The following is a 26,283-nucleotide window of genomic DNA, read 5'->3' as shown; positions in this document are numbered from 1 at the left end:
TCGGTTCCATATGACATGGATCATGTGGCGCTGCCGCAGCCGGGGCGAGCAGGAGCACAGTACTCTTCATTGCCGGTCGGTTCGGCTCTCGGAAAGGACACTGCGGATGCCCCACGCGGCGAGGCCCACGGTCACGCTGCACGACGTGGCCGCGGCGGCCGGGGTCTCGGTCTCCACCGCCTCCCGGGTCCTGGGCGGCAGCACCAGGAAGGTCGCCCCCGAGTACGAGGCCCGCGTGCTGGCCGCCGCGGCGGCCCTGCGCTACACGATGGACGCTGCCGCCAGGGCGATGCGCCGGGCCGGCGACTCCGTCTCGCTCGTCGCCGACGACCTCACGACGCCGTCCATGGGCGTGGTGGTGGCCGCGATGGAGCGCGAGGCCCGTACGGCCGGGGCCTTCGTCACCGTGTCGTCCACCATGGGCGCGGCCGAGCGGCAGGCCGAGACCGTCCGCGTGCTCCGCTCGCTGCGCCCGCGCGCGCTGGTCGTCACGTCGAGCCGCTTTCTGGCGAGCGCGGCCGAGGGGCGGCTGCTGAAAGAGCTCCGCGCGTACGAGCAGGAGGGCGGGCGGGTCGTGATGGTCGGCGAGACGGACATGCCTTTCTCGTCGATCGTCTTCGACGATTACGGCGCCGGGCGCTCGATGGGCGCCTTTGTCGCGGAAATCGGGCACCGGCGGGTGGCGATATTCGCGGGCTCCCGGGAGTTGCGCAACATGGCCGACCGGACGTCCGGATTCATCGCGGGACTGCGGGCCGGAGGCGTTGACGAGCGGGATATCCGGATCATTTCCTGCGAGGTCAACCGGCAGGGCGGATTCGACGCGGCGCGCGAACTGGCCGGGGCCGGAATGGACGGCGGGCAGGCGGTTCTCGCGGTCAACGACGCCATCGCGATCGGCGCTCTTTCGGGATTTCGCGAGTCCGGTGTGGAGGTGCCGGCCGACGTTTCCGTGACGGGGATCGACGACATTTCGCTCGCCTCTGACGTGACGCCGCGGCTGACGACCGTGGCGCTCCCGCTGGCGCGGGCGGGGGCGGAGGCGATCCGCTTCGCCCTGGGCGATTCGGCCGCCCCGCAGCGGCTGGCCCTGGAGGGCCACCTGATCGTCCGTGACAGCGCCCGTCCCGTCGAAAGTCACGCTGAGTAATCTCCGTTCCGGGCCGCCCGCCGCCCGCCGGCCACGCCACCGCAGGCGCCGCCGTCATCGCGCGGCGGGACGATGATCGCGCGAGGCCACACCCCCGAAGGGCCGCCACGCACTCCACAGGCGACATTCGCCCAGGTGAAGCCCCTAGCGCCGCCGCCGCGGCGGCGCTCACTCCGGTGACCGGCGATCTCGTCACACTCGGGGTGGATCCCTCGTAACACTCTTGACGCTCGCGTAACAGGCATGCAAACTGCGGAATACGTTTTCCCAAGGCGGCCACCCCCCGCCTCTTGGTAACAGGAGGTCACGAATGATCGCGTCGAGGAGTCCCGCGTGAGCGCTCTCGGCGAGTTGCAGCGCATGCGCAGAGGCAGCGGCGGAACCCTCGGCGGCAAGAAGGAGAACAAGGCCGCCTTCGCGTTCCTGGCGCCCTGGTTCGTGGGCCTGCTCCTCATCACGGCCGGCCCGATCGTGGCCTCCCTGATCCTCGGCTTCACCGACTACAACCTGATCCAGCCGCCGGTCTTCAACGGCCTGGACAACTGGACGCGGATGCTCGGCGACGAGCGCCTGCACCACGCGCTCGGCGTGACGCTGGTCTACGTCGTCGTCTCCGTGCCGCTGCAGCTCGTCTGCGCCCTCGGCCTGGCGCTGCTGCTGGACCGGGGGCTGCGCGGCCTGGCGTTCTACCGCTCGGCGTTCTACCTGCCGTCGCTGCTGGGCTCCAGCGTGGCCATCGCGGTGCTCTGGAAGCAGATCTTCGGCGCCGACGGGCTGTTCAACCAGGTGCTCGGCGCGTTCGGCATCGAGGGGAAGGGCTGGATCTCCGACCCGGACAGCGCGCTGGGGACGCTGATCGTGCTCAACGTGTGGACGTTCGGCGCGCCGATGGTGATCTTCCTGGCCGGTCTGCGGCAGATCCCCGCCATGTACTACGAGGCCGCCGCCACCGACGGGGCCGGCAGGTGGACGCAGTTCAGGAGCATCACGATCCCGCTGCTGTCACCGATCGTCTTCTTCAACCTGGTCCTGCAGGTCATCCACGCCTTCCAGTCGTTCACCCAGGCGTTCGTGGTCTCGGGCGGCAGCGGCGGCCCCTCGGACTCCACCCTGTTCTACACGCTCTACCTGTACCAGCGCGGCTTCGGCAACTTCGACATGGGGTACGCCTCCGCCCTTGCCTGGCTGCTCCTGGTGATCATCGGTGGCTTCACCGCCGTCAACTTCTGGGCCGCGAGATTCTGGGTCGTTTACGATGACTGACCTTCGCAAGGCGGTCAAGCACGCCGCACTCATCCTGCTGGCGCTGGTCATGCTCTATCCCGTGCTGTGGATGGTGGTCAGCTCCCTGCGCCCCGACAACGAGATCTTCCGCCGCCCCGGCCTGATCCTCGACAGCCTGCAGACCCAGAACTACGGCGAGGGCTGGACCGCGCTCGCCTCCCCGTTCGGCCACTACCTGGCCAACTCGGCGATCCTCGTGCTGGCCTGCATCATCGGCAACCTGGTGTCCTGCTCGATGGCCGCGTACGCGTTCGCCAGGCTGGAGTTCACCGGCAAGCGGCTGTGGTTCGCGATCATGCTCGGCACCATCATGTTGCCGATCCACGTGATCATCGTGCCGCAGTACATCCTGTTCTCCCAGCTCGACTGGGTGAACACGTTCCTGCCGCTGGTCGTGCCGAAGTTCCTGGCCACGGACGCGTTCTTCGTCTTCCTCATGGTGCAGTTCATCCGCGGGCTGCCGCGCGAGCTGGACGAGGCGGCCAGGATCGACGGCTGCGGCCACGCCCGGATCTTCGTCCGGATCATCCTGCCCCTGATGCTGCCGGCCCTGGCCACGACGGTGATCTTCACCTTCATCTGGACCTGGAACGACTTCTTCAGCCAGCTCATCTACCTGACCGACCCCGAGATGTACACGGTTCCGGTGGCGCTGCGCTCGTTCGTGGACGCCACGGTGTCCACCTCGTGGGGATCCATGTTCGCCATGAGCGTGGTGTCCCTGCTGCCGGTCTTCCTCGCCTTCCTCGTCGGCCAGCGCTACCTCATCCGAGGCATCGCCACGACCGGCGGCAAGTAACCCCCCGCGAACAGGAATCATCATGAGAAGAATCGCCCTGGCCGCCGCGGCGGCACTCATGCTCAGCGCGTGCGGCAGCGGCGGCGGGAGCGCCGGCCAGGAGCTGTCGAAGGACCCCGTCACCCTCCGCTTCACCTGGTGGGGCGCCGACGAGCGGCACAAGCGCACCCAGCAGGTCATCGACCTGTTCCAGAAGAAGCACCCGAACATCACGGTCAAGGGCGAGTTCAAGGACTGGAACGGCTACTGGGAGAGCCTGGCGACGACCGTGGCCGCCAACGACGCGCCCGACGTCATCCAGATGGACGAGCTCTACCTCTCCTCGTACGCCGAGCGCGGCGCCCTGCTCGACCTCGGCACGGCCACGAAACACCTCAATACCGCCGACTTCGACAAGCCCGCCCTGGACACCGGCATCGTGAAGGGCAAGCAGTACGCGCTGCCCGTCGGGCTGGCCACGTACTCGATCGTCGCCAACACCGGCCTGCTCGACCAGCTCAAGATCAAGCTGCCCGACGACAACACCTGGACCTGGGACGACCTGAAGAAGGTCGGCGACCAGGTGTCGAAGGCGGGCGGCGGCAAGATCACCGGCGTGCAGTCGTTCGGCTTCGACGCGGGCAGCCTGAACATCTGGGCCCGCCAGCACGGCGCGGCGCTGTTCGACGAGGCCGGCAAGGTCGCCGTCCCGGCCGGCGTGCTGGCCGGCTACTGGGCCTACATCAAGGACCTGGCCAAGTCCGGCGTCGCCCCCGCGCCGTCGGTGACCATCGAGCGGGCCGGCGGCTCGCTGGACCAGTCCGGCACCGCCACGAACGCCTCGGCCTTCGGCACCTGGTGGAACACGCAGCTCCCGTCGCTGGCGGCGGCCAGCGGGTCGCAGCTGAAGCTGCTCAAGCTGCCCGGCGAGTCGCAGGCGTCCACCCCGGCCGCCTACTTCAAGCCCTCGATGTACTGGTCGATCTCCTCGCGCAGCAAGCACCCGGCGGAGGCCGCGCTGTTCGTGGACTTCCTGGCCAACAGCCAGGAGGCGGCCGACGTCATGCTGACCGACCGCGGCGTCCCGGCCAACAGGAAGACCCGCGCGGCCATCACCCCGAAGCTCGGTGAGACGGACAAGGCGGCGGCCGAGTACCTCGACGCGGTCAAGGTCGGCACCGCCCCCAGGGTGACCCCGAACGGCGCCAGCGCCATCGAGGCGATCATCAAGCGGCACACCGAAGAGGTGCTGTTCGACCGGCAGACGCCGGAGCAGGCGGCCGCCTCGTTCATCAAGGAACTGCAGGCCGAGATCGACGGCGCCTGACCCTCACCAGCCCGACCAGCCAACGAAGGAACACATGTCTCAACGCAAGTACCGGGCCGCCATCGTCGGCACCGGCGGGATCGCCCACGCGCACGCCCAGGCCGTGGCGGAGTCCGGCGGCCGGGCGGAGCTCGTGGCCGTGGCCGACGTGGACGCCGGGCGGGCGGGCGAGTTCGCCGCCAAGTACGGCGTCCCGAACAGCTACGCCGGCACCGAGGACCTGCTCCGGGCCGAGGAACCGGACTTCGTGCACCTGTGCACCCCGCCCCAGCTGCACGCCCCGCTGGCCCTGGCCTGCCTGGAGGCCGGCGTGACGGCGCTGGTGGAGAAGCCGCCCACGCTCTCGCTGGCCGAGTTCGACACCCTGATCGAGGCGGAGAGCCGCTCGGCCGGGCACGTCGCGACCGTCCTGCAGCACCGCTTCGGCGCCGGCGCCGTGCGGCTGCGGCGGCTGACGGAGGCCGGCACGCTGGGCCGCCCGCTGCTGGCCACGTGCGTCACCCAGTGGTACCGCGACGAGGACTACTACGCGGTCCCGTGGCGGGGCACGTGGGAGTCGGAGGGCGGCGGGCCCACGATGGGCCACGGCATCCACCAGTTCGACCTGCTGCTGTCGGTGCTCGGCCCGTGGAGCGAGGTGACCGCCGTGGCCGCCCGGCAGGCCCGCCCGGTGGACACCGAGGACGTGTCGATGGCGCTGGTGACGTTCGAGAGCGGCGCGGTGGCCACGGTCGTGAACTCGGTCGTGTCCCCGAGGCAGACCTCCGAGCTGCGCTTCGACTACGAGCGCGCCACGGTCGAGGTGGCGCACCTGTACGGCTACACCGACGACCACTGGACCGTCACCCCCGCCCCGGGCCAGGAGGACGTGCGGCCCCTCTGGGCCGCGGACCGCAGCGAGGGGTCCAGCGGCCACGGCGGCTGGCTGGCCGCCGTGCTCGACGCGCTCGACCAGGGCCAGGCGCCGCCGGTCACCGCCTCGGACACCCGGCGCACGATGGAGTTCATCGCCGCCCTGTACGCCTCCGCCTTCACCGGCGAGCGCGTGCGCGCCGGTCAGATCACCGCCGACAACCCGTTCGCCCGCCGCATGGACGGCACGGGCGCCCCTTGGAGGAACCAGTGACCCTGCGGGCCACCCACGAGCTCGGCCGGTCGGTCGCCGTCACCGCGGGCGACGTCGAGCTGTTCACCTACGTCTACAGCCCGGACACGCCGGTGCTGGAGTCGCCGAAGCCGTACCTGCACCCGATCCGCACCCGGGGCGGCGCCCTGGTGTCGCTCTACCGGCCGCACGACCACGTCTGGCACAAGGGCATCGCCTGGTCGCTGCCGTGCGTGGGCGAGCACAACTTCTGGGGCGGGCCGACGTACGTCGCCGGCGAGTACGTCCAGCTCGACAACAACGGCAGCGCCACGCACCGCGAGATGACCACGCTGACGGCCGCCGCGGACCGGGTCGAGATCGGGCACACGCTCGGCTGGACCGCGCAGTCCGGCGACCCGGTGATCGAGGAGCGGCGCGGGCTGGCCGCCACGCTGATCGACGACGCTACCTGGGCGCTGCTGTTCGAGACCGAGATGACGAACGTGTCGGGCGCCACGATCGACTTCGGCTCCCCGACCACCAAGGGCCGCGAGAACGCCGGCTACGGCGGCCTGTTCTGGCGCGGCCCCCGCTCGTTCACCGACGGCGTCATCCAGTCCCCGCAGGGGGCGGGCGGCGACGAGCTGCGCGGCCTGCGGGCCGAGTGGTTCGGCTTCCGCGGCCGGCACGACGAGAGCGGCGACCACTCGACGATCGTCATGGTCGACGACGCGGCCAACCCGCGGCACCCGCCGCGGTGGTTCGCCCGCACCGAGCACTTCGCCTGCCTGAACCCGGCGCCGTTCTTCAGCGAGGAGGTGCCGCTGCCGGACGGCGAGACCATCCGCTTCCGGTACGCGGTCGTGATCGCCGACGGCGACCGGGGCGAGGACGGCACGGCGCTGCTCGCCAAGCAGGGCAGGGACGTGCTGCGATGACGTTCCCCGGCGGCACGTCGGTCAGCCGGCTGACCGTTTACACCGGGGCCTGCGCCGACGGCCTGGAGGGCGGCACGCCGCACCTGCACACCGCCTCCACGGAGGCGTACGTCGTGGTCGGGGGACACGGCGCGCTGCAGACGCTCGACGTGAACGGCCTGCGCGAGACGGAGCTGGGTCCGGGCTCGACCGTGTGGTTCACGCCCGGCACCATCCACCGGGCCGTCAACCGCGCCGGAAATGGGGGCGGCCTGGAGGTGGTGGTCGTGATGTCGAACGCCGGGCTGCCCGAGGCGGGCGACGCCGTCATGACGTTCCCGCCGGAGGTCGTCGCCGATCCCGCCCGGTACCGCGAGGCCGCGGCCCTGCCCGCCGTCGGGGTCGAGGAGGCGGTCGCGCGGCGGCGGGAGCTGGCCGTGGCCGGGTTCCTGCGGCTGGCCGAGGGCGGTCCGGAGGCGGTGCGGCGCTTCTACGACAGCGCGGTAGCCCTGGTCCGGCCGAAGGCGGCGGGCTGGCGGGAGACCTGGGAGGCGACGGTCGCCGCGCAGACCCGCCGCACCGCCGAGGTCCTCGAGGCCCTGGAGCGCGGCGACGGCGCCCACCTCCTGGAGTCCGCCCTGATGGAGAGCCCGCCGCAGGAGCGCTGGGGCATGTGCGGCCACCTGCGCGCCCACGACGTCGCCGACCCCGTCGTCCACACCCCGCGCTGACCTTCCGAACGCCGGCGTCTCGGCGCCCACCCCCCACCCAAGAGGAGCAGCGATGTTCCCTGCCCGATTCCCGACCCTGCTGACGGCCGCCGCCATGGTGGCCGCCTTCACCCTCCCGGTCCAGCCCGCCGCCGCCCAGGCCGGGACCACGTACTACGTCGACGCCACCGCCGGTGACGACTCCGCCACCGGCCAGGACGAGGCACACCCCTGGAAGAGCCTGACCAGGGTCAGCGAGACCACGTTCCGGCCCGGCGACCGCATCCTGCTCCGGGCGGGGCAGCGGTGGAGCGGGCAGCAACTGTGGCCCAAGGGCTCCGGCGAGAGCGGCGCCCCGATCACCGTCGACCGCTACGGCGAGGGCGCCAAGCCCCGCATCGACGCCGCCGGCCAGGTGAACGACGCCGTGCGGCTGTTCAACCAGGAGTTCTGGACCATCCGCAACCTGGTGGTCACCAACGAGGTCCCGGCCACCGGCACCCCCGGCGAGAACCTGCGCGACCTGCGCGGCATCCACGTATCCGGCGACAACAGCCAGACGCTCGACGGCTTCGTCATCGACGGCGTGGCCGTGCACGACGTCACCGGGCAGGTCAACTGGATCGGCGGCAGCGTCGAGAACAACGCGCCGGGCGTACGCTTCCAGACCGGCTGGGACGGCTCGAAGAAGACCGGCGGCATCGTGTTCGACACGACCGTGCCCGACATCGGCGCCCCGCCGGAGCGGGCGACCGTGCTGAACGACGTGGTGATCCAGAACTCCACCGTCGCCAACACCTCGTTCGCCGGGATCGTGGTCAAGCAGTACACCGGCGACGGCAAGAACGACGCGGGCGAGACGATCGCCGAGTCCACCGGCTGGGGCACCCGCGAGAACCGGGACGACCCGAAGTTCACCCCGCACACGAACATCGTCATCAGGAACAACCACATCACCCAGGCCGGCACCGCGTACGGGTGCAACGGCATGTACGTCACCAACGTGCGCGGTGCCCTCATCGAGCGCAACGTCGTCCACCGCACCGGCACCTCGGGCATCGAGACGTACTACGCCGACGACGTGACGTTCCAGTTCAACGAGGTGTACGAGACGCAGCAGAAGGCCGGCGGCGCCGACTCCAACGGCATCGACCCCGACAAGGGCACCACCCGGCAGGTCGTCCAGTACAACTACCTGCACGGCAACGGCGACGGCGTGCTGCTGTGCCAGTTCGGCTTCGGCGACGCCGTGGTCAGGAACAACGTCATCGCGGGCAACAGCCGCTACCAGATCTACCTGCACTCGGACAAAGCGGCGACCGCGAAGATCTACAACAACACCATTTACAACGACAAATCCGGATACCTCATCTACGGGTACGGCAGCTACCTCGACGCCCGCTACGACATCACCAACAACCTGCTCTACTCCACCAGGGCGGGCGCGGTCCTGACCACCAGCCCCACCATCGCCTACGACCACAACCTCTACGGCGGCGCCACCCTCCCGGTGCCGGCCGGCGACGCGAACGCCGTACTCGGCGACCCGCTGTTCGCCGCCGCCCCGCTCGACGGCCCCTACGGCACCCCGGAGAGCGGCCCGGCCCTGGAGACGGCCCACGGCCTGCGGGTGACCTCCGGCTCGTACGCCGCCGACGGGGGCACGGAGGTCACCGGCAACGGCGGCCGCGACTACGCCGGCACCCCGATCTACAACGGCGCCCCCGACCTCGGCGCCTTCGAGTACGTCACCCCGGAGGGCGCCACCACCGAGTCCGTCACCGGCACCGTGCGCACCCCGTCGGGCGCCCCCGTCTCCGGAGCGACCGTGACGGCGGCCACCATGGGCACGGCCACCACCGATGCGAACGGTCGCTTCGCGATCAGGAGCCTGCCCTTCGCCGACGGCGTCGAGGTGACCGCCACCAGGAACGGCTACGCGACGGCCACCGGCACGGTCGACGTGCGCCCCGGCAACGTCGCCACCGTCCACCTCACCATGGCCTCGACCAGCACCGTGGGCTCGGTCACCGGCCGCGTGCTGGACCAGGCCGCCCGGCCGCTGCCCGGCGCGGCCGTCACCGTCGAGGACGGCGACCAGACCCTGGCCACCGCCACCAGCGGCCCCGACGGCGCCTTCACCGTCGAGAGCGTCCCGATCGGCGACGGGTACACGCTCCGAGCAGCCGCCGGCGGCTTCGTCCCGGAGACCAGGACCGGACTGAAGGTCGAGGCCGCCACCGCGACGGACGCCGGATCGCTCCTCCTCGTCCGCCCGACCCCCGACTACGTGGTGGTGCACGACTTCGACGACCTGCCCACGGGCCCGTACGCGGGCGGCGACGGCCTCGCGGTCAGCGCCGGCGGCGGGAAGGTGGAGATCGTCGAGTCCGGCGGCGACCGGAACCTCAGGCTGACCCGCACCACGAACAGCGGCGTCACCAGCCTCACCCGGGAGTTCGCGCTCAAGGGCGTCGTGACCGTCGAGACGAACGTCATGAGCGAGCAGCCCTACGGCTCGGGCAACCACTGGTGGTCCATCCCCTACGTCAAGGACGCGAGCGGCCAGAACGCGGTCAGCCTCGCCTTCACCAAGAACACGATCGTGGCCTACGCCGGCTCGGCCACGAAGACCGTCGGCACGTACGAGCCCGGCCGCTGGTACCACGTCGCCGCCGTCATGGACACCGTGAACAAGCGCTTCGACCTGACCGTCGACGGCCGCAAGGTGCTGGACGACGCCGCCTTCAGAACCGGCGTGGACGCCGTCGCGAAGATCGAGTACGCCGCGACCAGCACCAACTACGGCAGCATCGACCTGGACGACCTCCGGGTCTCGCAGGGCGTCGGGCTCGCCCGCGACGAGACCGGACTGCTCGGCCTGGACACCAGCCAGGGCGCCCCCTCCGCCGACGGCGTGCTGGAGGTGCCCGCGCGGGTGGCGCAGGTCGAGGTGACGGCCGTGGCGCGCAGCCCGTTCGCCAGGTCGGTGGCCATCGACGGCGAGCGTGCCGACGGGGCGCGGGCCACCCGCGAGATCACCCTCGGCGACACGGGGGCCGAGGTGCGGATCGTGGTCACCGCCGAGGACGGCACCGAGGCCACCCACCTCCTCCAGATCCGGCGCCGCCCCCTCGCCCAGGACACCACCCTGTCCGCCCTCACCACCTCCGCCGGCACCCTGGAGCCGGCCTTCGCCCCCGACACCCTGACGTACGGGCTGACCGTCCCGGGCGACCAGCTCGCCTTCACCCCCACCGCGCTCAACCCGAAGTCCGCCATCACGGTCCAGGGCAGGCCGGTCCCCAGCGGCACCGCATCGCCCGCGATCCCCATCCCGGTCGGCGACACCGAGATCGCGATCAGGGTGGTCGCGGAGGACGGCACGGCGGACACCACGTACCGGGTCGAGGTCACCCGTCCGGAGCCCGAGCTCCCGCAGGACGGCGCCACCGCCCCGCCCGGCCGCGCGGCCCTCTCCACCACGAGCGGCTGGGCGCACGGCCTGCACGACGGCACGTACGACGTCACCATGAACCTCTGGTACGGCGTCAACGCCAGCGTCCTCGTCCTCTACGAGAACGGCAAGGAGATCGCCAGGCGCGACCTGACCCCGGACACCCCGTCCGCCCAGAAGGCCACGGTGCCCGTCACCGCCCGGAAGAACGGCACCTACATCTACACCGGCGAGCTGCTGAACCAGGCCGGCCGCACCGCCACCACGCCCGTCAAGGTCGAGGTGACCGACGCGAACCCGGGCAGGCCCGTGCTCAGCAGCGACAACTGGGACGGCGACGGCGACCACACCATCCGCATGAACATGTGGTGGGGCACCAACGCCACCGCCTACCGCCTCTACGAGGACGGCGTGCCCGTCGACACCCAGCAGCTCGCCGCCGCCACCCCGGCCGCCCAGAGCGCCGCCACCGTGCTCACGGGCCGGCCGGCGGGCCCGCACGTGTACGTCGCCGAGCTCGTCAACGAGGCCGGCACGACCAGGGGCGAACCCTTGACCGTGGTGACAGAATGACCGCCATGGATCACGGGCCCGCCCCGGCCCCCGCCTCCCCGCCGACCCTGCACGACGTCGCCCGGGAGGCGGGCGTCTCGATCGCCACCGCCTCGCGCGCGCTCAACGGCAGCGCGCGCAACGTCCGGTCGGAGAACGTCTCCCGGGTCCGCGCCGCCGCGGCCAGGCTCAACTACGAGCCGCACCTGTCGGCGCAGGCCATCGCCAAGGGCTCGACCAGGACCGTCGCGCTGGTGGTGCGCGACGTGGCCGACCCCTACTTCTCCTCCATCGCCGCCGGGGTCACCCAGGCGGCGGAGGAGGCCGGGCTCATCGTCACCATGGCGGTGGCCGGCGGCTCGCCGGAGCGCGAGCTGGAGATCGTCAGGACGCTGCGGGGCCGGCGGCCACGCGTCGTCATCGTGACGGGCAGCCGCATCGACGGGGCCCCGACCAGGGACGCGCTGGTCCAGGAGCTGGAGGAATACCGCACCGCCGGTGGCCGGGTCGTCCTGATCAGCCAGCGGGACCTGCCGTTCCGCACCGTCACGATCGACAACCACGGCGGGGCCGCCGCCCTGGCCCGCGCCCTGCTCGGCGCGGGCTACCGCCGCTTCGCCGTCTTCCACGCCCCGCCCTCGCTCCGCACCTCCCGTGACCGGCACGAGGGCTTCCTGTCCGGGCTCGACGGGGCGGGGGTGCCCGAGCCGCTCGCGATCGAGACCGGCTTCACCCGCGCGGGCGGTCACGAGGCGGCGCGGCGGCTGGTGGAGCGGGGCTTCGAGGACGTGGAGGCGGTGTTCGCGGTCAACGACGTGATGGCGATCGGCGCGATGACCGCGTTCCGGGAGGCGGGGGTGGTGCCGGGGGCGGACATCGGGGTGGCGGGGTTCGACGACATCGCCTCGGCGGTGGACGTCGTACCGGCGCTGACCTCGGTGGCGGTGCCGCTGCGGGAGGCCGGGCTGAGCGCCGTGCGGCTGGCGCTGGCGGACGACGCGCCCGCGGACCCGTGCCTCCCGGTCACCGTCGTCCTCCGCGGCAGCACCCCGCCGCGCCCGCGGGCGTAAGACCTCTCATGCCGATCTCATGCGGACCTGAGGCCTTCAGGCGGTCGTAAGGCGGCTTTATCGCGATGCGAGCCGCCACGGCGGTGCGACATGATCGCGACCATGGACTTCGAGGAGCTGATCCACGAGGCGCGGACCGCCTCGTTCGAGGGCTGGGACTTCTCGCTCTTCCGCGACCGCGTCACCTACGACGGCGCCCTGCCGTGGGACTACGAGCAGCTGGCCCGCGATCACCTCTCCCGGGCCGGCTCCCTCCTCGACCAGGGCACGGGAGGCGGCGAGCTGCTCGCCTCCTTCGCCCCGCCGCTGCCGCCCCGCACCGCCGCGACCGAGGGCTACCCGCCCAACCTCCCGGTCGCCCGCGCCCGCCTGGAGCCGCTGGGCGTCGAGGTCGCCGAGGACACCCGGTCGTTCCCGGACACCTCCTTCGACCTCATCATCAACCGCCACGAGGCGTACGACCCGCGCGAGCTCCGCCGCCTCCTGGCCCCCGGCGGCACGTTCCTGACCCAGCAGGTGGCCGGCCGCGACCTCGAGGAGCTCAACGCCGCGCTGGGCGGCCCGCCGCACGAGGACGCCGCCTGGGGCCTCGACGCGGCGGTCACCGCCCTGGAAGGCGCCGGGCTTGAGGTGATCTGGCGGCAGGAGGCGGGGTTCACCACGACATTCCATGACATCGGGGCGCTGGTGCTGTTCCTGCGCGCCGTCCCGTGGCAGGTGCCCGGCTTCGACCCGCACCCCTACGAGGAGCGGCTGCGCGCCCTGCACGCGGACATGCGGCGCGGCCGGCCGCTGCGGGCCACCGCCCACCGCTTCGCGCTGCTGGCCCGCTGAGCCCCGGAGAGGATGACGAACGCCCCGCCCCAGCCGCCGCCCTCGTAGACGTCTGCGGCGGCCATCCGGCTCACCACTCCCATGAAACTCGGCGATGCACGGGCACCGGCGACATTTCAAAATTCCTGGATGCTTTCTTCCCTGCTCAGGTCCAGCCGTCGATCGAGGAAGCTACGCCACTCCACTAACTCCTGACTTGACGGTCCCTTACATCACGCGGTGCGTCGCCGGGCTCGCGGCGACGGCACCTCCCGCCTCGGGGCGGGAACCGGTCACGCGTACGGGGCGAGGTGCTCGGTCGGGCCGAACAGCGCGTCGGCCGCGTATCGGGCCCGGGACAGGTGCACGCCGGTGGCCCGCCCGGCGAGGGCGAGCGCGGCCGCCGTGGGCGCGCCGGCCCACCCCGGGTCCTCGTAGGAGGTCTCCATCCCCAGCTCGCGCTGGTGGGCCTGGAGGCGGTCGGGGCCCTCGCCCCTCCGGGTGCGGCACGCGTGCAGGTCGAAGGCGGCGATCACGCGGCCGTCGGCGCAGTGGATGAAGCCGGCGTCGCTGCCGGCGGCGAAGACCGCGGCGGCCACCGTCCCCGCCGACAGCGCCGCCGCGCCGTGGTAGCAGACGTTCCCCCAGCCGACCTCGACCAGGACGGCACCGCCCCGGGCGCGGTAGGCGGCGACGCCGAAGCCGTGGTCGCCGGCGACGGGCCCCGGGGCGACGCCGAGCCGCCGTAACGCCTCGGCGGGGAAACAGAACGGGTGAGCGAAAGCTACACGATCTTGTGGCGCGGCGGGTCCGACGAACGGCGGAGGTCTTTGTTGTACCGAGGGCAAGAGATCGACTCCCGCGGGGGGACTTTTTCCACCGCCTCCCTCGCCGAACCGGTGGCCGACGCGGCCCGCCGGATGCAAGGCTGCCCGCAACCGCCCCGGTCCTCCTGCGAACGGGTGGCCGGGGCCGGAACCCGCAATGCACCGAGAGGAGTGCTGCAGATGACGCAAGACGCCAGCCGCGTCGCGGCGAAGCGGATCAACGACCACGTGGAGGTCATCCACGCGGACAACCCGGACGCGGTGCTGGAAGTACCTCGCCACGACTGGGAGGCGTTCACCGCGGCCGTCAAGTCGGGCGCGTTCGACCTCGAGACGCTCAACCGGCAGGCCGAGGAGAGCGCGGCCTGACCTCCGCAGCACGAAGGCGCCCCGCTCCCGTACAGGGGAGCGGGCGCTTCCGGACGTGAACGCCGCCCGCTCCGCCACGAGGGGAGCGGGCGACGTCCGGTCAGGACGGTCCGGCCGGTCAGGAAGGTCAGGACGGTCCGGCCGGTCAGGAAAGGTCAGGACGGTCAGGCCGGTCAGCCGCGTCCGGACCAGTAGTCCGTCGCGCGTTCCCACACCGCCGAGCCGACCGCACGGCCCAGGGTGCGGCCCTGCAGGTCGCCGGAGCGGAAGTGGATGCCGCCGTACCGGCGCGAGATCCCGGCCTCGTCGGCCGCCTCGCTGAACGAGCGCCAGCGCAGCGTCACGTCCTGCGCCGGCGTCACCCCCGGCTCGACCAGCGACGAGCCCTTGGCGATCAGCGCCTGCCCGGCGAACGTGTCGGCGCCGGTGAAGCGCTTGAGCACCTCGGCCGCCGCCGCGCTGAACGTGCTGTGCCCCGACACGTACTCGGCGAACGGCGGCGTCGGGAACGTCGGCACCTGGTACGGCACCCACGAGGCCCCGTCGACCACCCGGCCGCCCCACGTCGGGATCTGCTGCCCCCCGTACAGGAAGCGGATCGCCGTGATCGGCCGCGCCGAGTCGTGGTCCCGCTTGACCTCCCACGAGGCGATCCCGGCGTCCATGACCGAGTTGGCCAGGGCGAAGAACAGCTTGGCGTCCTGGTCGATCCCGTGCCGGTCACGGGCCGAGACCTGCTGCGCGAACAGGCACCAGTGCCCCGGCGGCGTCTCGCTGCTCGGCCCGTCGGACCAGTATTCGGAGATCGCCTTCTGCCGGTCGGTCAGCGCGGCCGTGCCGGCCACGATCTCGGCGGCCTGAGCGCGGAACCCGGAGGACCCGTACGCGTACGGCGCGGGCACGCCGTCGGCGAGGGACCGGGCGGTGCCGCTGAAGGAGGTCACCTGCCCCCAGTGCGGCGCGAGGAACGGCGGCGTGACGAGCGCCCCGGCCCGGTTGACGAACGTCAGCGGCGCCCAGCGGCCCGGCGCGTTCAGCGTGGTCAGCGGATCGGCGACCACGACCGGGGCGTTGACCGGCGCGTAGCCGGTGGTGTCCGCGTAGCCGCCGGACTGGTTGGCGCCGTCGGTGCGGTGGTGGTCGAGCACCGCCTGGCAGGCGGCCACGCCGGTGCGGGCCGCCTGGCTCGACGGGTTGGCGGGGTCGTAGCCCAGTTCGGCCATCAACGCGTCGAACCCGGCTCGCTGCGCCGGGTAGAGGTCGACCGCGGCCAGGTGGGCGGCGAAGCTGATCGCCTCGGTCTTGTTCGCGTTCGTGCGCTCGGCCGCGGGCCGGCGCAGCGAGCCGCCCAGCCGGGTGCCGACCGCGATCGCGTCGTAGGCGGCCCAGGCGTCATAGGCGCAGGTGTGGGTGATCGCGAGCGCCCTGGCCACCATCGGCGGGCCGAGCGTGCCGCCGCGTACGGCCGCCAGCAGCGCCTGGTTCCACCTCACCACCACGCTCGGGCCGGTGGCGGCCTGGGCGGAGGAGGGTAGGGCGGGCAGGACGAGCGCGACGGCGGTCGCCAGAGCGAGCGCGATCGTGCGTAAGGAACGAACGGGCATGGGTGTCTTCTCCTAGCGTCAACGGGCCCCCGGGCGACGATGCCAGAATCGAACACGCATTCGATGTAGCCAACAGGTGACATCGACCTGCCCCGGCCCGTCTGGCAACTGCTTTCCGGAACAAGTTTCCTGAAAGTTTCATCGCCGAGCCTGAGGTGGCTTCGCTGGTCAAGGTCAGGTGCGAAGGCTGCCTTCCGGTGCGCCGATAAACGGTCGCCGAAAATTTCGGTATCAGTTCGAAATATTCTTGACGAGTTTGCGGAGGGCACCTAAAGTCCCGGCTTAATGATCGGGATGAATCTCTCGAAAGTCGCAGCCATGACATCTGTCAACGCGCCGGGCCTCGCGCCCTGGCGGGACGCCGCTCGCACGACCGGCGAGCGCGTGGAGAGCCTGCTGGCCGAGCTGACCCTTGAGGAGAAGGTCGCGCAGCTCGGCTCCGTCTGGGTCCAGACGGACGAGCCCGGCAGCGTCGCACCCTTGCAGGACCTGTTCATGTCGGCCGGCGGGCTGGAGGAGCGGCTGCGCTACGGGCTCGGGCACCTCACCCGCGTCTACGGCACCGCCCCGGTGGGCCCCGCCGAGGGCGCGGCCCGCCTGCGATCCCTGCAGGAGCAGGTGATGGCCGCCAACCGGTTCGGGATCCCGGCGATCGCGCACGAGGAGTGCCTGACCGGGTTCGCCACGTACGGGGCGACCGCGTACCCGACGCCGCTGGCCTGGGCGGCGACCTTCGACCCCGGCCTGATCGAGCGGCTGGCCGGGGCGATCGGCGCCGACCTGCGCGCGGCCGGGGTGCACCAGGGGCTGTCGCCCGTCCTCGACGTGGTCCGGGACTACCGGTGGGGGCGGGTGGAGGAGACCCTCGGCGAGGACCCGTACCTGGTGGGGCGGCTCGGGGCGGCGTACGTACGCGGGCTGGAGGGCGCCGGGATCATCGCCACGCTCAAGCACTTCGCCGGTTACGCGGCCTCGCGCGCCGCGCGCAACCACGCGCCGGTCAGCATCGGGCCGAGAGAGCTGGCCGACGTGATCCTGCCGCCGTTCGAGGCGGCGCTGCGCGAGGGCGGGGCGCGGTCGGTGATGAACTCCTACACCGACCTCGACGGCGTGCCCGTCGGCGCGAGCCCGGACCTCCTGCGGCGGCTGCTGCGCGAGGAGTGGGGGTTCGAGGGGACGGTGGTGGCCGACTACTGGGCGGTCCCGTTCCTGGCGTCCATGCACGGGGTGGCCGAGGACGACGCGGCGGCGGGGGCGGTCGCGATGCGCGCGGGCATCGACGTGGAGCTGCCCGAGACCGTCGGCTACGGCGCGCACCTGGTGGCGCACGTCCGCGCGGGCCGGGTGGACGAGGCGCTGGTGGACGAGTCGGTACGCCGGGTGCTGCGGCAGAAGATCGAGCTCGGCCTCCTCGACGACGATCACGACTTCCCGGACGTCGACGACCTCGACCTGGACAGCCCGCGCAACCGCGCCCTCGCCGCCACCGTGGCGGAACGTTCCATCGTCCTCCTGGCCAACCCCGGCGGGATCCTGCCCGTCGAACCCGCCACGACCTCGAAGATCGCGGTCATCGGGCCGTGCGCGGACGACCCGCGTACCCTGCTCGGCTGCTACGCCTTCCCCAACCACGTGCTCGACCGCTACCCCGAGCACGGCATGGGCCTGCCCATCCCGTCCGTCAGGGAACGGCTGGCGGCCGAGTTCCCGGGGGCGGAGCTCGGCTACGCGCTCGGCGCCGACGTGACGGGCGACGACGGGTCGGGGATCGCCGCGGCGGCGGAGCTGGCCGCCGGGTCCGACCTGGCGCTTCTGTTCGTGGGCGACCGGGCCGGGCTGTTCGGCGGCGGCACCTCGGGCGAGGGCTGTGACGCGGCGGACCTGCGGCTGCCCGGCCTCCAGCCGGACCTGGTCGAGGCGGTCCTGGCCAGCGGCACGCCGGTGGTGCTCGTGGTGGTGTCCGGGCGGCCGTACGCGCTGGGGGCGTACAAGGACCGGGTGGCGGCGGCCGTCCAGGCGTTCCTGCCCGGCGTGGAGGGCGGAGCGGCGCTGGCCGGCGTGCTGAGCGGCCGGGTCAACCCGTCGGGACGGCTGCCGGTGCAGATCCCCGCCTCGCCCGCCATCAATCCCTCCACCTACCTCCAGGCACCCCTGGGCAGGCGGGCGGACGGCATCACGGTGCTGGACCCGACGCCGGCGTTCGCGTTCGGGCACGGGCTGTCGTACTCGGCGGTCGAGTACGTCGCCCTGGAGACGGACCGCGCGGAATGCGCCACGGACGGCTCGGTCGAGGCCCGGGTGACGGTGCGCAACGCCGGCGACCGGCCGGCGGAGGAGGTCGTGCAGCTCTACGCCTCCGACCCGGTCGCGCAGGTGGCCAGGCCGGCCATCCAGCTGATCGGGTTCGCGCGGGTGGCGCTGGAGCCGGGGCAGACCCGGGTGGTGGCGTTCGACGTGCCCGCGGACGCGTTCTCCTACACCGGCGTCGAGTTGCGCCGCATCGTCGAGCCCGGGGCGGTCACGCTCTCCGCGGGCCCCTCCGCGGACGAGCCGCCGCTGCGCGCGGTCATCCGGGTCACCGGCGACACCGTCACCCTCGGCCCCGCGCGGCGGCTCGGCACCCCGGCCCGGCTCCTGGAGGAGTGACCGCGCGCATGCGCTACCACCCGGCGCCCGGCCGGACGGTCAGGGGAGGCGGAGTTCGGCGAAGACGCCGCGGTGGTCGGTTCCGGGCACGTCCAGGATCTCCACCCGGCGCACCGCCACCCGCCGATCCGCCACCACGTGGTCGATGGAGATGATCGGCGGGATCGGCCGGAAGTTCGGCCAGGTGGGCGTCAGGCCCTTGCCCACCTGCTCGGCCGCGTCCACGTACCCCCGCGCCAGCAGGTCGCGGAACGCGCGGTGGTCCAGGCTGGCGTTGAAGTCTCCGGCCAGCACCCGGACCGCCGAGGAGGAGGCCGGGGGGAAGGCGCGCAGGGCGGCGTTCCACTCCTGCTCCATGCGGCCCAGCGGCGGGTTCGGGTGCACGGCCACGAACTCGACCTTGCCACCCCCCGGCAGCGTCAGGGTGGCGGCCGGCATGTTGTGGCCGATCGGGGTGAACAGGCCGTCCAGCTTCGTCGCCGGGTGCCTGGCGTAGATGCCGCTGCCGGTCGCCCCGAACTCCGGCTCCAGCACCCGGTACGGCAGCAGCCGTCCGAGCCCGGCCGCGTCCAGCCGCTCGGCCTCGGCGTGGGTCAGCTCCAGGGCGCTGAACACGTCGACGTCGTACTTCCGGACCAGGTCCACCACGGTCTGGGCGTCGCCCCGGCCGAACAGGTTGACCGCCAGCACCCGGAGCGGCGCGCCCTGAGCCGCCGGCTGCTCGGCGCTGATCGTGCGCGGCACCACGACCGCGACCATCACCACGCACACGATCGCCGCGACGAGCGCCACCGGACGGTTGCGCCGCAGCAGCGACAGGAGCGCGGTCAGCGCCGCCAGCCCCGCGCCGTACGGCGTCACGGTCATGAGCTGCGTGACGAACGAGCCCTGCTCCCAGCCGCCGACCCTGATGACGGCCCACAGCGCCAGCAGCACGACGACCGCCCAGCCGAACCAGCGCCGGCGGCGCCGCTTCGGTTTCGGCTGGTCGCCCGCCGCGGCCCGCTCTGTCCTGATCGTTGTGCTCACTCCGCCGTCCCGTCCCCGAACTGATCCACAACTTGAACCTTAAACGGCTTTGGAACGAGACGGCGCGATCCCGATGGGACGCCCGGGGTCGCGCCCGCGCCGGGCCGGCGCCTACGGTTTGCGGCCCACCCCGGCGTACATCCAGGCCGCCGAGTCCGGGAACAGGGGCGTGTCGCGCCACTCGGAGACCGCCACGAGACCGGGCTCGACCAGCTCGAACCCGTCGAAGTAGCGGGCGATCTGCTCGCCCGTCCTGGGCGTCCGGTGCATCGCCTGCGGCCGGGTGGCCGTCAGGTAGTCGTCGGCCGTCTCCTTGGACACCAGGTCGAGCGTCAGATGGCTCAGCACCAGGTAGCTGCCGGACGGGAGCGCCTGCGCGTATGCCTTGACCAGCCGCTTCGGGTCGTCGGCGTCGGGGATGTGCATCAGGATGGCGACCATGACCAGCGCGATCGGCCGGGTGAAGTCGAGGGTCTCCAGCACGTCGGGGTGCTCCAGGATGGCGCGCGGCTCGCGCACGTCGGCCTCGATGTAGGCCGTCCTGCCCTCGGGGGTGCTGGTCAGCAGCGCTCTGGCGTGCGCCATCACGATGGGGTCGTTGTCGACGTAGACGACGCGGGACTCGGGAGCCTCCGCCTGCGCCACCTCGTGCGTGTTGCCCTGGCTGGGGATGCCGGTGCCCAGGTCGAGGAACTGGCGGACGCCCAGCTGCGAGAGGTGGCGGACGGCCCGGCCCAGGAAGGCGCGATTGTTCCTGGCGCTCTCCCGGATGCCGGGCACCGCCGCCATCGTCTGCTCGGCCACCCGGCGATCGGCCTCGAAGTTGTCCTTCCCGCCCAGCCAGTAGTCGTAGACGCGGGCGGAGTGAGGGATGTTCGGGTTGATGCCCTGTGATGAGCTCACAGAACGATCTTAGGTCAGGTCGTGTATCACGCGGTCACGAATTCCGCGATGATCACGGTGGCGTCCTCCTTCGGCTCCTCGGCCGCCATCTCGTCGTACATCCGGTCCAGGCACGCGACCGGCGACGACCCGTCGGTGAACAGCTCCTTCATGCGCGCCACCCCCAGCGCCGCGATCGCGCCCCCGGTCACGATCGCCACCCGGTCACCGGGGCGCAGCGCCACGGCGCCGACCTCCGGGTTGAGCGCCGTCGGCAGGCCGAGCCCCCGCAGCAGCGGCCCGCCGTCGAACGCGTGCGGCGTCGTGAGCCGGTGCGGCTCCCCGCCCTTGGGGCAGTGCCAGATCTCGCCGTTGCCGACGTGCGCGAAGCGCAGCCGCGGGATCTCGGTCCGGTCGAGCACGACCAGGTCGAGGGTGCTGACCAGGTCGGGCATGGCGGCGTCGCGCAGCGCCGTCGTACGCACGGCGCGGTGCGCCGCCTGCGCGCACTCGACCAGGTCCTCCTCCCGCGTGCCCGCGTGCTGCGGCCGCTCGGCGACCACCGCGCCCAGCGCCAGCGCGGCGGCCATGTGGGCCAGCTGCGTGCCGCCCGCCCCCCGGGCCGCCGCGATCATCCGTTCCTGCACGACGTACGCGTCGCACGGCCACCCGTCCGTGCCCTCGTACGTGCCCCCCACCGCCACCAGCCTCGGCCGGGCCACCGGCATGCCGGCCGGCCAGTTCCCCTTACGCCCCCGGACCGTCATCACGGACAGACAGCCCAGCAGGAACGTGATCACGAACACCGTCATGAGTCCCTCCCGTCGCGATCATCGCGGCACTCGCGTCCCAGTAGACGCTCATCACAAGGGACGCGGCAGACGGCTGATCGGCCGTCGTGGCGCCCTGACGGCCGATCAGCCGTCATGCCATCGGGGACGGCCTGGGACAGGGTTCGGGGGAGGGCGGTGAACCACCGCAGCAGAGCCGGCCCGAGGACTACAGCCATGCGACCCATGACGTCATCCACCGCGATTGCCGGAGAAACGCGTTTCCGTTCCTTTTTACCCACCCTGCCCTGCGTTATCGTGAGACCCGTCTTGTGCCCATATCGCGTGCGGACGGCTCATGGTTCACTCCGGCTCCACGAGATACGACTCGGCCACCAGGCAACTGGACAAGGCCGTCGCACGAACGGGGGCCGGCGCGCGCGGCGCGGTGGGCTCTGTGGCCGTCGTGGCGGCCCTCTTCGGCGCGGTCCCGCCCGTCTCCGCCCGCTGGCTGGCGCCCATGCTGGCGATCCACCTCGTGTGGACGGTCCTGCACGTGCGGGTGTTCCTGCGCAAGGAGCTGCTGCCCCGCTGGCTGGTGGCCGGTGATGTGGCCATCACTGTCGCGCTGTGCCTGGCGCAGGTCCATCTCGTGGCGGTCGAGGCGCTCGTCACGGGGTCGAGCTGGGTGGCGGGACTCGTCACGATGACCGTCGTCATGGCCGGGGTCACCTGGCGCCCCAAGGTGGCCGTACCCGTCGGGCTGGTCGTGGCGGGGGCGTTCGCGGTGGGCGTGCGGCTGGCCTCGCCCACCCACGACGTGCTCGGCACCGTCGGCATCCACCTCGTCCAGCTGCTCGCGATCGTGCTGCTCATGACGCTGCTGCGCCGCTCGGCCGCCTCGGCCGACGCCTTCCTGCGGGAGAGCGCGCGCGCCGACATCTCACTCATGGTGGAGCGGCTGCGCCGCGAGGACGAGCTGAAGCAGGTCAGCAGCATCCACGAGACGTCGCTGCACACCCTCACCATGGTCGGCCAGGGCACCTACGACGAGCCGTCGCCCACCCTGCGCGCCCAGGTGGCCACCGACCTGTCGGCGCTGGAGCAGCTGCGGGACACCCCGCGCGCCCTCTCCGCCCCCATCGCCCTGGACACGCTGCTGGACGAGGTGGCCGGTCGGGCCACCGGCCTGGACGTGCACCGGCGCCTGACGCCCGAGACCGTGCCGGGGGACGTCGCCGAGCGCTTCGCGCGCGCGGTCACCGAGGCCCTGGCGAACATCGCCCTGCACGCCGGCGTGCGCGAGGCCGAGCTGAGCTCGGGCCGGCGCGACGGGGAGATCCTGGTCGAGGTCGCCGACACCGGCCGGGGCTTCGACCAGGACCGGTTACCGACCGACCGGTTCGGCGTGCGCGGCTCGATCCTCGACACGATGCGCTCCCTGCCGAACGGCGGCGCGCGCATCTCCTCCGGCGACCGGGGCACCCGGGTGAGCCTGTGGTGGCGGCCATGACCGAGGAGATCGAGCAGATCGCGCTGCGCTACGCCCGCTACACCGCGCTCGGCGCCGTGGTCATCGCCGGCGTCTGGCACCTCGGCTACGACCTCACCGTCACCCTCACCGGCTGGAGCTCCTTCCGGTGGCCGCTGGTGGCGATGGCGGCCTGGGTCCTGTACTCCGCGATCTTCGTGATCGGCGCGCTGTCGCTGTCGCGCACCTCCCGGGGCCCCGACCGGATCCTCGCGCTCGCGCTCGCCGCGCTGGCCGTGGACGTCGCGGTGATCGTGGCCTCCCGGCCGGGCGAGCTGCTGGGGATCAGCGACTGGGGCTGGGGCTCGATCGGCTGGCTCGGCGTCATGCTGACCTGGAACCGGCCGCGCTGGCGTACCGAGATGATCGCGTTCCTGTCCGCCAACGCCGGCATCATGCTGGCCGCGATGGCGATCTCCGGCTCGCTCGACCGCGTCTCCATCGCCAAATACCTGATCGTCATCGCCGGCGGCGTCACCATGCAGCTCGGCTACATGGCCGGCTGCCACATGCTGCGCGCCCGCGCCGAGGAGACCGTGCTGCTGGCCCGCCGGCTGGCCGCCGACGACGCCTGGCGCGAGTCGGCCCAGCGCATCCACACCGACCGGCTACGCCGCTACGAGGCCATCCGCGACGTGGCCGAGTCGCTGCTCACGCAGCTCGCCAACGGCGCCGACCCCGGCGACCCGCGCGTACGCGAGGACTGCACGGCCGGGGCCATGCGGCTGCGCCGGCTCATCACCGAACGCGAGGACGTGCCCGACGAGCTGGTGTCGGTGCTGCGCGAGCGCATCGACGCGGCCGAGCGGCGCCAGGTCCTCGTGACGGCCCCGCCGTTCGGCGAGCACCTGCCCCTCCTGCCGGACGGCGTGCGGGAGGACCTGCTCAGAGCGCCCGTCCGGGCACTGGACGGGGCCAGGTCGCGGGCCAGGGTAACGGTGTCGGCGATGTCGACGATGGTCAGCGTGGCAGTCGTGGCAGACAACGACGATCTGCCCGTCAGCCCGACTCCCGTACGGGAGGCCAGCGGGGTGGTCGTCAGCTACCAGCGGCTGGGAGGTGAGGTGTGGGTCAACAGCATCTGGCAGGGCCCATGACGGGGCCCGTGTCGGGGCCCGTGTCGGTCGCCCTGGTGGAGGACCACCAGGTCGTGGTGGACGGCGTACGGTCGTGGTTCGGCCCGCCGAGCCCCGTCACGCTCGTCGCGCAGGGCCCCACCATCGAGTCCGTCCGCGGCACGGCCGCCGACGTGCTCCTGCTCGACCTCAACCTCAACGGCACCATGGTCGTGGACCGGGTCGCCGAGCTGTGCGCGGGCGGGCAGCGGGTGATCGTCTTCTCCGAGCACGAGGAGCCGGAGACGGTACGCGCGGTGCTGGACGCCGGCGCCTCCGCCTTCATCGGCAAGGGCCGGGCGACCCGCGAGTCGTGCCTGGAGACCATCCTGGAGGTGGCCGCCGACCGCCCCTTCGTCACGCCGCCGATGGCGCAGGCGATCGCGACCGACGAGGGCCCCCACCGGCCGCAGCTCTCCGACAAGGAGCGGGCGGCGCTGCTGTACTGGTTCCAGTCCATGTCCAAGGCGTCGGTGGCGGCGCGCATGGGGATCAAGGAACGGACCGTGCGGCAGTACATAGACCGGGCGCGGGTCAAATACGCGGCGGCCGGAAGACCCGCGCCCACCAAGGAGAAGCTGCTCATCTGCGCGATCCAGGACGGCCTGGTGCGCCCTGACGAGGTGACCGTCTACACCTCCCTGGCCGCCAAGAGCCCGCCAGAGGAGGGATGAAGCTCCTGGACCCCGGCACTCCCGGCTGGAGGGGGCCGGCAGAGCCGGGGTCCAGGTCACTCCACGAACGCGGCGGGGTCGAAGCTCACGGGGAACGGCTTCGTCAGCTCCGCCACGGTGCCGGCCTTGCAGGCAGTGGGTGGGTCGTAGCTGTCGCCGTTGAGCTCGTAGACGTAGAGGGTCGGGCCTTCGTCCAGCTCCAGTCGCCAATAGACGGGGACGCCCGCCTCCGCATAGGCCAGGGGCTTGAGACCTTTGTCCTGTTTCCGGGTGCTCGGGCTGACGACCTCTCCGGCGAGCAGCATGTCGCGAGGCGAGAACATGAGCCCACCGCGCACTGCGGCACTTCTCGACACGACGACGAAATCGGGAATGTAGTAGTCCTTGTCCGACACGCGGAAGTTGACGTACGTCAAGATCATCATGTCGTCCGGGACGGCGCCCAGGAGAATGCGCATCGCATTCGTTATGGCCACCTGGTGGTGGATGGTGGGGGCAGGGCTCACCAGTAGGCTCCCGTTGAAGAGCTCGTAGCGGTTCCCGTCGTCAGGGAACTTGAGCAGGTCGTCGACCGTGTACGGCGCGTTCCCCAGGGGAAAGACGCGTGGTCCGGCCGGTTCGATCGTCGCCATTGCGGTCACCCACTCAGTATCGGGAGCCTCGCCCTCGCCCACATGCTACTTGCCCAAAATCCGTCACCCAAAGTCATGGAATGGTCACGCTTGCGGCTCCAGCGCCATGGCGAAAAAGGGGACCATATGTATCGGTATTTCGTTTGAACAATTCGACAAGGGCGATCTGTTCTGAAACTTTCACCTGTTTTCGGGGTGCTCTGGAAAGCCCTTTCCGCTGCTCACCAAGCACATTGACCAGGGCTCACGACAGTCGAGCCGGACGTTGACACAACCCGTCATTTGTACGGATTAATGCCGTCAGATACCGTCGCCCACCAGGAGCGCTCCCCACCACCGGAACCCCGACCGGAACACGGAGACCGCACTATGCCCCAAGTCGCACCTAGTCGCTGGGCGAAGCGCGCCCTGGTACTGCTGACGTCCATCATGATGCTCGTCGTCATCCCCCTGACCGGCACCGCGTCGGCGCACGGGTCGGTCACCGACCCGGCCTCCCGCAACTACGGCTGCTGGCTGCGCTGGGGCAGCGATTTCCAGAACCCCACCATGCAGCAGCAGGACCCCATGTGCTGGCAGGCATGGCAGGACAACACGAACGCCATGTGGAACTGGAACGGCCTCTACCGTGACGGTGTCGGCGGCAACCACCAGGCCGCCATCCCCAACGGCCAGCTCTGCAGCGCCGGCCAGACGCAGGGCGCCCGCTACCGCTCCATGGACACGCCGGGCGCCTGGAAGACGACGAGCCTCGCCGCCACGTTCGACATCCGCCTGACCGACCAAGCCTACCACGGCGCGGACTACATCCGGGTGTACATCACCCGCCAGGGCTACGACGCCACGACCACGCCGCTCGGCTGGAACCACCTGGAACTGGTCCGCGAGACTCCCCGGTACGCGCCCGCCGGGACGTACATGATCAGCGGCATCAACAAGGGCTCACGCACCGGCCGCCACGTGGTCTACACGATCTGGAAGGCCTCGCACATGGACCAGACGTACTACTTCTGCAGCGACGTCACCTTCAGCTGACCGCCCCCGCCCTCCGCGCCGCCG

At 71.8% G+C, this 26,283-nt stretch carries 22 protein-coding genes; 16 read left to right on the top strand and 6 right to left on the bottom strand.

What is annotated here, in order from left to right:
- The first annotated feature begins 106 nt into the window (after positions 1–106).
- The 10 genes from ACBJ59_RS19735 to ACBJ59_RS19690 all read left to right on the top strand — a co-directional run bounded on the left by ACBJ59_RS19735 (position 107) and on the right by ACBJ59_RS19690 (position 13,166).
- Complete coding sequence (locus ACBJ59_RS19735) at positions 107–1,150, top strand: LacI family DNA-binding transcriptional regulator (protein ID WP_375111664.1); 1,044 nt, start codon at positions 107–109, stop codon at positions 1,148–1,150.
- A gap of 360 nt (positions 1,151–1,510) precedes the next feature.
- The gene (locus tag ACBJ59_RS19730; RefSeq protein ID WP_375111983.1) at positions 1,511–2,413 is read left to right on the top strand and encodes a carbohydrate ABC transporter permease; all 903 of its coding nucleotides are present in this window, start codon (positions 1,511–1,513) and stop codon (positions 2,411–2,413) included.
- A complete protein-coding gene (locus ACBJ59_RS19725; protein ID WP_375111663.1) occupies positions 2,406–3,233 on the top strand; it encodes a carbohydrate ABC transporter permease in 828 nt (275 codons plus the stop codon). Before ACBJ59_RS19730 ends, ACBJ59_RS19725 begins: the two co-directional genes overlap by 8 nt.
- A 22-nt stretch (positions 3,234–3,255) precedes the next feature.
- A complete protein-coding gene (locus tag ACBJ59_RS19720) occupies positions 3,256–4,539 on the top strand; it encodes an ABC transporter substrate-binding protein (protein ID WP_375111662.1) in 1,284 nt (427 codons plus the stop codon).
- A gap of 34 nt (positions 4,540–4,573) precedes the next feature.
- Positions 4,574–5,665, top strand: a complete 1,092-nt coding sequence (locus tag ACBJ59_RS19715; protein ID WP_375111661.1) for a Gfo/Idh/MocA family protein — start codon at positions 4,574–4,576, stop codon at positions 5,663–5,665.
- Positions 5,662–6,564 (top strand): PmoA family protein, encoded by a 903-nt coding sequence (locus tag ACBJ59_RS19710; protein ID WP_375111660.1) that lies wholly within the window; start codon positions 5,662–5,664, stop codon positions 6,562–6,564. The genes ACBJ59_RS19715 and ACBJ59_RS19710 overlap by 4 nt, the downstream gene beginning before the upstream one ends.
- Positions 6,561–7,274, top strand: coding sequence for a cupin domain-containing protein (locus tag ACBJ59_RS19705; RefSeq protein WP_375111659.1), 714 nt, complete (start codon positions 6,561–6,563; stop codon positions 7,272–7,274). Before ACBJ59_RS19710 ends, ACBJ59_RS19705 begins: the two co-directional genes overlap by 4 nt.
- Positions 7,275–7,326: 52 nt before the next feature.
- Complete coding sequence (locus ACBJ59_RS19700; protein ID WP_375111658.1) at positions 7,327–11,283, top strand: carboxypeptidase regulatory-like domain-containing protein; 3,957 nt, start codon at positions 7,327–7,329, stop codon at positions 11,281–11,283.
- A 5-nt stretch (positions 11,284–11,288) separates the two neighbouring features.
- Positions 11,289–12,332, top strand: a complete 1,044-nt coding sequence (locus ACBJ59_RS19695; protein ID WP_375111657.1) for a LacI family DNA-binding transcriptional regulator — start codon at positions 11,289–11,291, stop codon at positions 12,330–12,332.
- Between the two features lie 90 nt (positions 12,333–12,422).
- The gene (locus ACBJ59_RS19690; protein ID WP_375111656.1) at positions 12,423–13,166 is read left to right on the top strand and encodes a class I SAM-dependent methyltransferase; all 744 of its coding nucleotides are present in this window, start codon (positions 12,423–12,425) and stop codon (positions 13,164–13,166) included.
- 272 nt (positions 13,167–13,438) lie between these two features.
- On the opposite strand, the gene ACBJ59_RS19685 is transcribed toward ACBJ59_RS19690, so the two are convergent.
- Complete coding sequence (locus ACBJ59_RS19685) at positions 13,439–13,993, bottom strand: DUF6461 domain-containing protein (RefSeq protein ID WP_375111655.1); 555 nt, start codon at positions 13,991–13,993, stop codon at positions 13,439–13,441.
- A 159-nt stretch (positions 13,994–14,152) separates the two neighbouring features.
- Here ACBJ59_RS19685 and ACBJ59_RS19680 point away from each other — a divergent pair, with 159 nt between their 5' ends.
- On the top strand, positions 14,153–14,341 hold the full coding sequence (locus tag ACBJ59_RS19680) for a hypothetical protein (RefSeq protein WP_364122190.1): 189 nt from the start codon (positions 14,153–14,155) through the stop codon (positions 14,339–14,341).
- Between the two features lie 173 nt (positions 14,342–14,514).
- Here ACBJ59_RS19680 and ACBJ59_RS19675 read toward each other — a convergent pair whose 3' ends face one another.
- The gene (locus ACBJ59_RS19675) at positions 14,515–15,945 is read right to left on the bottom strand and encodes a vanadium-dependent haloperoxidase (protein ID WP_375111654.1); all 1,431 of its coding nucleotides are present in this window, start codon (positions 15,943–15,945) and stop codon (positions 14,515–14,517) included.
- 318 nt (positions 15,946–16,263) lie between these two features.
- On the opposite strand from ACBJ59_RS19675, the gene ACBJ59_RS19670 reads away from it, so the two are divergent.
- Positions 16,264–18,591, top strand: coding sequence for a beta-glucosidase (locus ACBJ59_RS19670; RefSeq protein ID WP_375111653.1), 2,328 nt, complete (start codon positions 16,264–16,266; stop codon positions 18,589–18,591).
- A 39-nt stretch (positions 18,592–18,630) separates the two neighbouring features.
- Here the strand turns inward: ACBJ59_RS19670 and ACBJ59_RS19665 are convergent, their stop codons facing one another.
- From ACBJ59_RS19665 to ACBJ59_RS19655, 3 genes are all read right to left on the bottom strand, one after another.
- Entirely contained in the window at positions 18,631–19,620 is a 990-nt protein-coding gene (locus ACBJ59_RS19665) for an endonuclease/exonuclease/phosphatase family protein (RefSeq protein WP_375111652.1), read from the bottom strand.
- Positions 19,621–19,731: 111 nt separating this feature from the next.
- Entirely contained in the window at positions 19,732–20,523 is a 792-nt protein-coding gene (locus ACBJ59_RS19660; RefSeq protein ID WP_375111651.1) for an SAM-dependent methyltransferase, read from the bottom strand.
- Between the two features lie 26 nt (positions 20,524–20,549).
- Entirely contained in the window at positions 20,550–21,314 is a 765-nt protein-coding gene (locus tag ACBJ59_RS19655) for a protein phosphatase 2C domain-containing protein (RefSeq protein WP_375111650.1), read from the bottom strand.
- A 316-nt stretch (positions 21,315–21,630) separates the two neighbouring features.
- On the opposite strand from ACBJ59_RS19655, the gene ACBJ59_RS19650 reads away from it, so the two are divergent.
- From ACBJ59_RS19650 to ACBJ59_RS19640, 3 genes are read left to right on the top strand one after another with little or no spacing between them, the layout of a single operon-like run.
- Positions 21,631–22,785 (top strand): sensor histidine kinase, encoded by a 1,155-nt coding sequence (locus ACBJ59_RS19650; RefSeq protein WP_375111649.1) that lies wholly within the window; start codon positions 21,631–21,633, stop codon positions 22,783–22,785.
- Positions 22,782–23,900, top strand: a complete 1,119-nt coding sequence (locus ACBJ59_RS19645; protein ID WP_364122211.1) for a hypothetical protein — start codon at positions 22,782–22,784, stop codon at positions 23,898–23,900. Before ACBJ59_RS19650 ends, ACBJ59_RS19645 begins: the two co-directional genes overlap by 4 nt.
- Positions 23,897–24,592 (top strand): helix-turn-helix transcriptional regulator, encoded by a 696-nt coding sequence (locus tag ACBJ59_RS19640; protein ID WP_375111648.1) that lies wholly within the window; start codon positions 23,897–23,899, stop codon positions 24,590–24,592. The genes ACBJ59_RS19645 and ACBJ59_RS19640 overlap by 4 nt, the downstream gene beginning before the upstream one ends.
- A gap of 56 nt (positions 24,593–24,648) precedes the next feature.
- On the opposite strand, the gene ACBJ59_RS19635 is transcribed toward ACBJ59_RS19640, so the two are convergent.
- Entirely contained in the window at positions 24,649–25,224 is a 576-nt protein-coding gene (locus tag ACBJ59_RS19635) for a Uma2 family endonuclease (RefSeq protein ID WP_375111982.1), read from the bottom strand.
- Positions 25,225–25,593: 369 nt separating this feature from the next.
- On the opposite strand from ACBJ59_RS19635, the gene ACBJ59_RS19630 reads away from it, so the two are divergent.
- A complete protein-coding gene (locus ACBJ59_RS19630; protein WP_364122219.1) occupies positions 25,594–26,259 on the top strand; it encodes a lytic polysaccharide monooxygenase in 666 nt (221 codons plus the stop codon).
- The last annotated feature ends 24 nt before the right edge of the window (positions 26,260–26,283 follow it).

This window comes from Nonomuraea sp. MTCD27 (assembly GCF_041950495.1).
Lineage (GTDB): Bacteria > Actinomycetota > Actinomycetes > Streptosporangiales > Streptosporangiaceae > Nonomuraea.
This window is presented reverse-complemented; position numbering and strand designations above follow the sequence as displayed.

Bases quoted from the DNA above. Each gene is read 5' to 3' on its own strand.
- ACBJ59_RS19670 (WP_375111653.1), top strand. From the start codon at position 16,264: ATGACATCTGTCAACGCGCCGGGCCTCGCGCCCTGGCGGGACGCCGCT.
- ACBJ59_RS19680 (WP_364122190.1), top strand. From the start codon at position 14,153: ATGACGCAAGACGCCAGCCGCGTCGCGGCGAAGCGGATCAACGACCAC.
- ACBJ59_RS19645 (WP_364122211.1), top strand. From the start codon at position 22,782: ATGACCGAGGAGATCGAGCAGATCGCGCTGCGCTACGCCCGCTACACC.
- ACBJ59_RS19675 (WP_375111654.1), bottom strand. From the start codon at position 15,945: ATGCCCGTTCGTTCCTTACGCACGATCGCGCTCGCTCTGGCGACCGCC.
- ACBJ59_RS19640 (WP_375111648.1), top strand. From the start codon at position 23,897: ATGACGGGGCCCGTGTCGGGGCCCGTGTCGGTCGCCCTGGTGGAGGAC.
- ACBJ59_RS19695 (WP_375111657.1), top strand. From the start codon at position 11,289: ATGGATCACGGGCCCGCCCCGGCCCCCGCCTCCCCGCCGACCCTGCAC.
- ACBJ59_RS19650 (WP_375111649.1), top strand. From the start codon at position 21,631: ATGGTTCACTCCGGCTCCACGAGATACGACTCGGCCACCAGGCAACTG.
- ACBJ59_RS19635 (WP_375111982.1), bottom strand. From the start codon at position 25,224: ATGGCGACGATCGAACCGGCCGGACCACGCGTCTTTCCCCTGGGGAAC.
- ACBJ59_RS19705 (WP_375111659.1), top strand. From the start codon at position 6,561: ATGACGTTCCCCGGCGGCACGTCGGTCAGCCGGCTGACCGTTTACACC.
- ACBJ59_RS19655 (WP_375111650.1), bottom strand. From the start codon at position 21,314: ATGACGGTGTTCGTGATCACGTTCCTGCTGGGCTGTCTGTCCGTGATG.
- ACBJ59_RS19630 (WP_364122219.1), top strand. From the start codon at position 25,594: ATGCCCCAAGTCGCACCTAGTCGCTGGGCGAAGCGCGCCCTGGTACTG.
- ACBJ59_RS19725 (WP_375111663.1), top strand. From the start codon at position 2,406: ATGACTGACCTTCGCAAGGCGGTCAAGCACGCCGCACTCATCCTGCTG.
- ACBJ59_RS19715 (WP_375111661.1), top strand. From the start codon at position 4,574: ATGTCTCAACGCAAGTACCGGGCCGCCATCGTCGGCACCGGCGGGATC.
- ACBJ59_RS19735 (WP_375111664.1), top strand. From the start codon at position 107: ATGCCCCACGCGGCGAGGCCCACGGTCACGCTGCACGACGTGGCCGCG.
- ACBJ59_RS19690 (WP_375111656.1), top strand. From the start codon at position 12,423: ATGATCGCGACCATGGACTTCGAGGAGCTGATCCACGAGGCGCGGACC.
- ACBJ59_RS19720 (WP_375111662.1), top strand. From the start codon at position 3,256: ATGAGAAGAATCGCCCTGGCCGCCGCGGCGGCACTCATGCTCAGCGCG.
- ACBJ59_RS19730 (WP_375111983.1), top strand. From the start codon at position 1,511: ATGCGCAGAGGCAGCGGCGGAACCCTCGGCGGCAAGAAGGAGAACAAG.
- ACBJ59_RS19700 (WP_375111658.1), top strand. From the start codon at position 7,327: ATGTTCCCTGCCCGATTCCCGACCCTGCTGACGGCCGCCGCCATGGTG.